Here is a 6581-nt window from a genome sequence, read left to right on the forward strand (position 1 = left end):
GTTTGTGTATGTTCATCTACAGTATTCTCCTGAATACTGTAAACAACGCTAGAAATTCTTACAAATAAGGCGATAGTGATATGAGTTAACCGCTAGTTAACTTCCAAGAAATATGAAAATCCATCTTTTTCTAAATGCAGCAGGTATTTTTTCTACTGTGATCAGCGAGATTATTTATTTTTTGTGTGTAAAATTTTTAGCAGAAACCGTACTTTGTCATAAAACCAAATAAATGAATCCACTTTCTGCTTGCCGCTACAATCAAATATTTCTCGTGGCTTTCACCAGCAAATACAGCCCGCCACAATCGTTCACTTTGTAAAACTTATCTCGCGGTTTAGCGTTTCTTAGTGTGATACCGGTGAGCATTTGACGGCATATCAAATGATGCTATCTCTTGATACGATCAATTTCTTAAATTCTTATTAATTACAATGGATTTGATACGATATGAAACTGCTTGAATACTGCTATTGGTGCCGAGAGGGGGAATCGAACCCCCATGATGTCACCATCGCGGGATTTTGAGTCCCGTGCGTCTACCAATTCCGCCATCTCGGCCAAACAATTTGCCTGTTGTGAATAAACAGAAGGCGCAATTATCACTGAAAAGCCGGAGTACAGCAAGCCGCATGGGCGGAAAACATGCTGTGCCGGTATAATAGATGGCATGAAGACTCAGGATTTTGATTTTTATCTGCCCGCCGAATTGATCGCACAATTTCCCGCCGAGCAGCGCACCGGCAGCCGTCTGCTCTATTTGGATAGCAATAACAATCAATGGCAGGACGCGCTATTTTCAAATTTACCCAACTTCCTGTGCACCGGTGATGTCATGGTATTTAACGACACTCAAGTGATTAAAGCGCGCCTGTTCGGCAAAAAAGATAGTGGCGGCAAGGTGGAAGTCATGGTGGAACGGATACTCGATGATCACCATGTTCTGGCAGTTATCCGTGCCAGCCATGCCCCCAAACCGGATTCAACTTTACTGCTGGCGGATGCGATACCGGTGACCGTGATCGCGCGTGAGCAGGAATTTTATACCTTGCGCTTTGAGCATGAAAAAACGATGGCGGAATTGCTGGAATGCTACGGTCAATTGCCGTTGCCTCCCTATATCACCCGCCCGGCGACCGCCGCAGACGAAGCGCGCTATCAGACAATTTACGCAAGAAATGCAGGAGCTGTTGCAGCACCGACTGCGGGACTGCATTTCGATGCAGTCATGATGGATCGATTACGGGCGATGGGCATCATCATTGCCTACGTCACTTTGCATGTCGGCGCCGGAACATTTCAGCCGGTGCGGGTTGAAAATATCGCTGATCACACCATGCACAACGAAACTTACCATATCCCGCAGGCCACCGTGGATGCGATCCGGCAAGCCCGGCTATCGGGAGGGCGCATTCTTGCCGTCGGTACGACATCGCTACGAGCGCTGGAATCCTGTGCATCGTCTCATCATGGCCAATTGATCGCGGGATATGGCGATACGCGGATTTTTATTACGCCGGGCTATCGCTTTCAAGTAGTCGAGCGGTTATTGACCAACTTTCATTTGCCCTGCTCAACACTACTGATGCTGGTCTCGGCTTTCGCCGGCATGGAAAACATCCGGCTTGCTTACCGGCATGCCGTAACTGAGCGCTACCGTTTTTTTAGCTATGGAGACGCCATGCTGATTGAGAAAAAATCATGAAATTTCAGTTACATTCCACCGACAAGACAGCCCGCCGCGGCACCTTGACTTTGGCGCACGGCACGGTTGAAACGCCGGTTTTCATGCCGGTAGGTACTTATGGCGCGGTCAAAAGCATGCCACCCGCCGCACTGCAAGCGACAAACGCGCAAATCATTCTGGGCAATACATTCCATTTATGGCTGCGCCCCGGATTGGAAGTAATCGAAGCGCATGGCGGATTGCATGATTTCATGGGCTGGCGCGGCCCGATACTCACCGACTCCGGCGGGTTCCAGGTATATAGCCTGGGCGATCTGCGCAAAATCACCGAGCAAGGCGTGCATTTCAAATCGCCGGTCAACGGTGACAACTGTTTTCTGTCACCGGAAGAATCGATGCGGATTCAACGTACGCTCAATTCCGATATTGTAATGATCTTTGATGAGTGCACGCCTTATCCGGCAGATGAATCGACCACTCAACTCTCGATGGAGCTCAGTTTGCGCTGGGCGGAGCGCTCCAAACAGGCGCATCATGGCAATCCCAATGCACTGTTCGGCATCGTCCAAGGTGGCATGCACGAACATCTGCGCGATCAATCGTTTGCCGGTTTATATCGCATCGGTTTTGACGGTTATGCGATCGGCGGATTATCCGTCGGCGAACCCAAAACAGACATGCAGCGCATCCTCAAACATACCGCACCGCTGCTACCCGCTGATAAACCGCGTTATTTGATGGGTGTGGGTACACCGGCGGATATTGTGCATGCCGTGGCGCACGGCATTGATATGTTCGATTGCGTACTGCCGACTCGTAATGCCCGCAACGGCTGGCTGTATACGCGTCATGGCATTATCAAATTGCGCAACAGCCGTTACCGGCTGGATACATCGCCTCCGGACGAGCACTGCGGTTGCTACACCTGCCAGCATTTCAGCCGCGCTTATCTGCATCACTTGCAGCGCATCAACGAAATGCTGGGGGCGCATCTGAATACCGTGCACAACTTGTATTATTACCAGCAACTGATGCAAGAAATCCGCAGCGCAATCGAAAACCAACAATTTGAAGAATATGCACAAGAATTTCTGGCATAAGCGGTCATCATGCTAATATGTACCTTTTTTCAGAAAAGGAGAATTTTATGCTGATTAATGATGCATTTGCACAAGCTGCTGCGTCAACGCAAGACAACTCGGACTTGTTAAGCCTGTTACCGATGTTCGGGATACTGGTACTGTTTTATTTTCTGCTGATCCGCCCGCAAGCTAAGCGCGCCAAAGAGCAAAAGCAGATGGTGGAAGGATTGCAGAGAGGCGATGAAGTCATTACCAACGGCGGTATTCTCGGTCAGGTTCTGAATGTCAACGAAGCATATGTGATCATCGAAATAGCACCGGCTATCGAAGTCACCGCGCTTAAATCCTCGGTGCAAACCCTGTTGCCCAAAGGAACACTGAAGAGTATCGAGCCGAAAGGAAAAGCTCAAAAATCCAAAACAACCAAAACAACAACCGCTTCGGAAAACAGCGCCGCCGAAATCACGGAGAGCCAAGCTACTGACGCTGTAAATGTTGACAAGAAATAACCACGCATGCCGTGGCGGAAGGAATCGTTATTAAATTGCTTGCCGTCACATGTCTTTCTTACCTTTTATCATTAATTAATACTTAACTGACACCCATGAACCGCTACGCACTTTGGCAATACTTGATTATTGCGGTTTCACTGCTACTCGGCTTGCTTTATACATTGCCGAATTTTTACGGCGAATCGCCCGCAGTCCAGATTTCCCCTTTACGGACGTCCGCAAGCACTGATACCGCCTTGTTGCAACGCGTTGAAGACGCATTAAAACAAGCCAACCTTGGAACGGATGGAGTGCTCCTTGAAGAAGGAAGCATTAAAGTACGTTTCGCCGATACGGATACCCAAATCAAAGCAAAAGATTTGCTGGAATCGACCCTGGGCAATGACTATATCACTGCGCTGAACTTACTGCCCAATTCTCCCCGGTGGCTGACCGATCTCGGCGCGTTGCCGATGTATTTGGGGCTGGATCTGCGCGGCGGTGTGCATTTCATGCTGGCTGTCGATATGGAAGGCGCACTTGAGAAATCACTGGATCGCTACAACGCTGATATTCGCGGCAGATTGCGGGAACAAAAAATCTCCTATGCCGGCCTGGAAAAACAGGCCAAGAAACTGACTTTGAAATTTCGCGATGCTGAATCGCGCAGCAAAGCGGAAGCTGAGTTAAAGGCGAATTATCCCGATCTTGGTTTCAAGGAAGAGAATGTCGATAGCCGCTATCATCTCGTCGCTACGATTAAACCCGAGGCGCTCGCACGCATGCAAGAGTCAGCGGTGTTACAGAACATCACCACCCTGCGTAATCGCGTTAACGAACTGGGCGTAGCTGAACCCATCATCCAGAAAGCCGGAGTGGATCGCGTCATTGTGCAATTGCCGGGCGTGCAAGATACCGCGAAAGCAAAAGATATTCTAGGTCGGACAGCTACCCTGGAAGTTCGCATGGTCGATGATGAGCACGATCTCGATGCCGCGTTGCGGGGTAAGGTGCCAGCAGGTACCGAGCTATATGAAGAGCGCGAGGGAAGTCCATTACTCGTTAAAAAACAAGTATTATTGACGGGTGAGCATATCACCGATGCGCAACCTGGGTTTGACAAAGATAATCAGCCTGCGGTGCATCTCAATTTGGACAATGGCGGATCGCGCATCTTTAAACAATTAACACGGGATAATGTTGGCAAAAGAATGGCCATTCTGCTGATTGAGAAAAATAAAGCGGAAGTCATCACCGCGCCGGTCATTCGTGAGGAAATCGGCGGCGGGCGCGTGCAGATCAGCGGACGCATGACCAGCAGGGAAGCACGCGATGTCGCGTTATTACTGCGCGCCGGTGCTTTGGCAGCACCGATGGATATCATTGAAGAACGCACGGTAGGACCGAGCCTGGGCGCAGAGAATATTTCCCGCGGCTACAACTCGACCTTATATGGCTTCTTGGGAGTCGCGATCTTCGTTGCCATCTATTACACGGCATTCGGCATGATCTCGGTCGCTGCACTGGCCATGAATCTATTACTGCTGGTTGGTTTATTATCCATCATGCAGGCTACGCTGACATTGCCGGGGATGGCCGCACTGGCCCTGACGGTCGGTATGGCGATCGATGCCAACGTATTAATCAATGAACGGATTAGGGACGAATTACGCGCCGGAGCTTCTCCGCAAATGGCTATTCATACGGGATTCGAGCGAGCCTTCGGCACGATTGTGGATTCCAACGTGACCACCCTCATTGCCGGTATCGCGTTGTTTGCTTTCGGTTCAGGCCCTGTAAAAGGATTCGCAGTAGTACTTTGCTTAGGCATTATGACTTCCGTATTTACCGCCACTTTTGTGACAAGAGGCATAGTCAATCTGATCTATGGAAGCCGCCGCAGACTTGATCATGTTCCGATTGGAAAAATCTGGATACCGGAACAAGATCAGCCTGCTCATAGAACTGCATTAGCCCGGAGCAAAGCAGACGAAGAGTCAACCGATACTCAGAAAAGAATTGCAGAACAGCCTGAAAATAATGCTGAAGTTGCCCAGGAAACTGCTGTTGATGCTCAGGCTGAATCGAGCGAAAAAAAACCGGGTAAGGCTAAGAACAAGCGAAAACCATCTGATACCAAGCAATCTAAAAGCTGATTGATCAGATTTATAAGGAAGTAAATCATGGAATTTTTTAGATTTAATCGTAACATTCCCTTTATGCGATGGAGACGGGTCGGGGCTGTCATTTCAATTGTGACATTTGCTCTATCGGTTTTCTTTATTGCCACAAAAGGACTCAATCTCGGTGTAGATTTCACGGGCGGAACAGTACTGGAGGTCAGTTACAATCAAGCCGCTGATCTCGAGAAAGTCAGAGGCGTACTCACCGGTCTCGGTATGTCTGACGCCAGTGTGCAAAATTTCGGCACTTCTCGTGAGGTTCTAATCCGTTTACCGATTAAACCCGATGTTTCCAGTGCGCAATTGTCGGAAACTGTCATAGATGCATTGAAACAATCGGATTCTTCGGTAGAAATGAAGCGGATGGAATTTGTCGGTCCGCAAGTCGGGGCAGAATTGCTGGAAAATGGTGCGCTTGCCTTGCTATTTGTTTCGCTGGGTATCGTTGCTTACTTGGCAGTCCGGTTCGAGTGGAAATTTGGCTTATCGGGTATTATTGCCAATTTGCATGACGTTGTTATCATCGTTGGCTGCTTTGCTTTCTTTCAGTGGGAGTTTTCGCTCACAGTGCTCGCCGCCATATTGGCCATACTGGGTTACTCCGTTAACGAATCGGTTGTTATTTTCGATCGTATTCGCGAGAATTTCCGTAAATATCGCAAAGCTTCCATTACCGAAGTCATCGACAGCGCCATTACACAAACGATGTCACGTACAGTCATTACCCATGGAAGCACACAAATGGTCGTCATCGCGATGCTCCTGTTTGGCGGTGAGGTACTTCACTACTTTGCACTGGCATTAACCATCGGTATCTGGTTCGGGATTTATTCGTCGATTATGGTCGGCAGCTCAATCATCATGCTTCTGGGCGTCAAACGCGAAGATCTGGTTAAGATTGAGAAAAAACCTTTAGAAAATGATGGCGCGGTTGTATAAGGTTTTACAATCGCACGGATGAATAATTATTAGCATCCGTTAAACCAAAATATAAAACAAAAGGCACAACAGGAAATTTACTGTTGTGCCTTTTGTATTTTTTGAATGACTATCTATTCTTATCAAGCAGCATTCGATTTACGTTTCCGCAAGAAGAAGAAAGCGGCAACGGCGAGCACCAGCACAACCGGTGCAATAA

General features: G+C 48.5%; 5 protein-coding genes and 1 tRNA gene. 5 read left to right on the forward strand and 1 reads right to left on the reverse strand.

The window, feature by feature from the left end:
- Positions 1-474: 474 nt before the first annotated feature.
- Positions 475-561, reverse strand: a tRNA-Leu gene (locus tag ABD07_RS13315).
- A 109-nt stretch (positions 562-670) separates the two neighbouring features.
- Between ABD07_RS13315 and queA the strand changes: the two genes are divergently transcribed.
- From queA to secF, 5 genes are all read left to right on the forward strand, one after another.
- Entirely contained in the window at positions 671-1705 is a 1035-nt protein-coding gene (gene queA, locus ABD07_RS13320) for a tRNA preQ1(34) S-adenosylmethionine ribosyltransferase-isomerase QueA (RefSeq protein ID WP_160818699.1), read from the forward strand.
- Positions 1702-2787, forward strand: a complete 1086-nt coding sequence (tgt, locus tag ABD07_RS13325; RefSeq protein WP_160818700.1) for a tRNA guanosine(34) transglycosylase Tgt — start codon at positions 1702-1704, stop codon at positions 2785-2787. Before queA ends, tgt begins: the two co-directional genes overlap by 4 nt.
- 47 nt (positions 2788-2834) lie before the next feature.
- Positions 2835-3278, forward strand: a complete 444-nt coding sequence (gene yajC, locus ABD07_RS13330) for a preprotein translocase subunit YajC (protein ID WP_160818701.1) — start codon at positions 2835-2837, stop codon at positions 3276-3278.
- Between the two features lie 95 nt (positions 3279-3373).
- Positions 3374-5416 carry a protein translocase subunit SecD gene (secD, locus tag ABD07_RS13335; RefSeq protein ID WP_160818702.1) on the forward strand — a complete coding sequence of 681 codons (2043 nt, stop codon included), beginning with the start codon at positions 3374-3376 and terminating at the stop codon, positions 5414-5416.
- A 27-nt stretch (positions 5417-5443) separates the two neighbouring features.
- Positions 5444-6382: a protein translocase subunit SecF gene (gene secF, locus ABD07_RS13340; RefSeq protein ID WP_108699751.1), complete on the forward strand. Its 939-nt coding sequence runs from the start codon at positions 5444-5446 to the stop codon at positions 6380-6382.
- The last annotated feature ends 199 nt before the right edge of the window (positions 6383-6581 follow it).

This window comes from Nitrosomonas oligotropha, assembly GCF_009833085.1.
GTDB classification, from domain to species: Bacteria; Pseudomonadota; Gammaproteobacteria; order Burkholderiales; family Nitrosomonadaceae; genus Nitrosomonas; species Nitrosomonas oligotropha.

What these genes read in the sequence shown, in the direction of transcription:
- tgt (WP_160818700.1), top strand. Translation starts at nt 1,702, where the DNA reads ATGAAATTTCAGTTACATTCCACCGACAAGACAGCCCGCCGCGGCACC.
- yajC (WP_160818701.1), top strand. Translation starts at nt 2,835, where the DNA reads ATGCTGATTAATGATGCATTTGCACAAGCTGCTGCGTCAACGCAAGAC.
- queA (WP_160818699.1), top strand. Translation starts at nt 671, where the DNA reads ATGAAGACTCAGGATTTTGATTTTTATCTGCCCGCCGAATTGATCGCA.
- secD (WP_160818702.1), top strand. Translation starts at nt 3,374, where the DNA reads ATGAACCGCTACGCACTTTGGCAATACTTGATTATTGCGGTTTCACTG.
- secF (WP_108699751.1), top strand. Translation starts at nt 5,444, where the DNA reads ATGGAATTTTTTAGATTTAATCGTAACATTCCCTTTATGCGATGGAGA.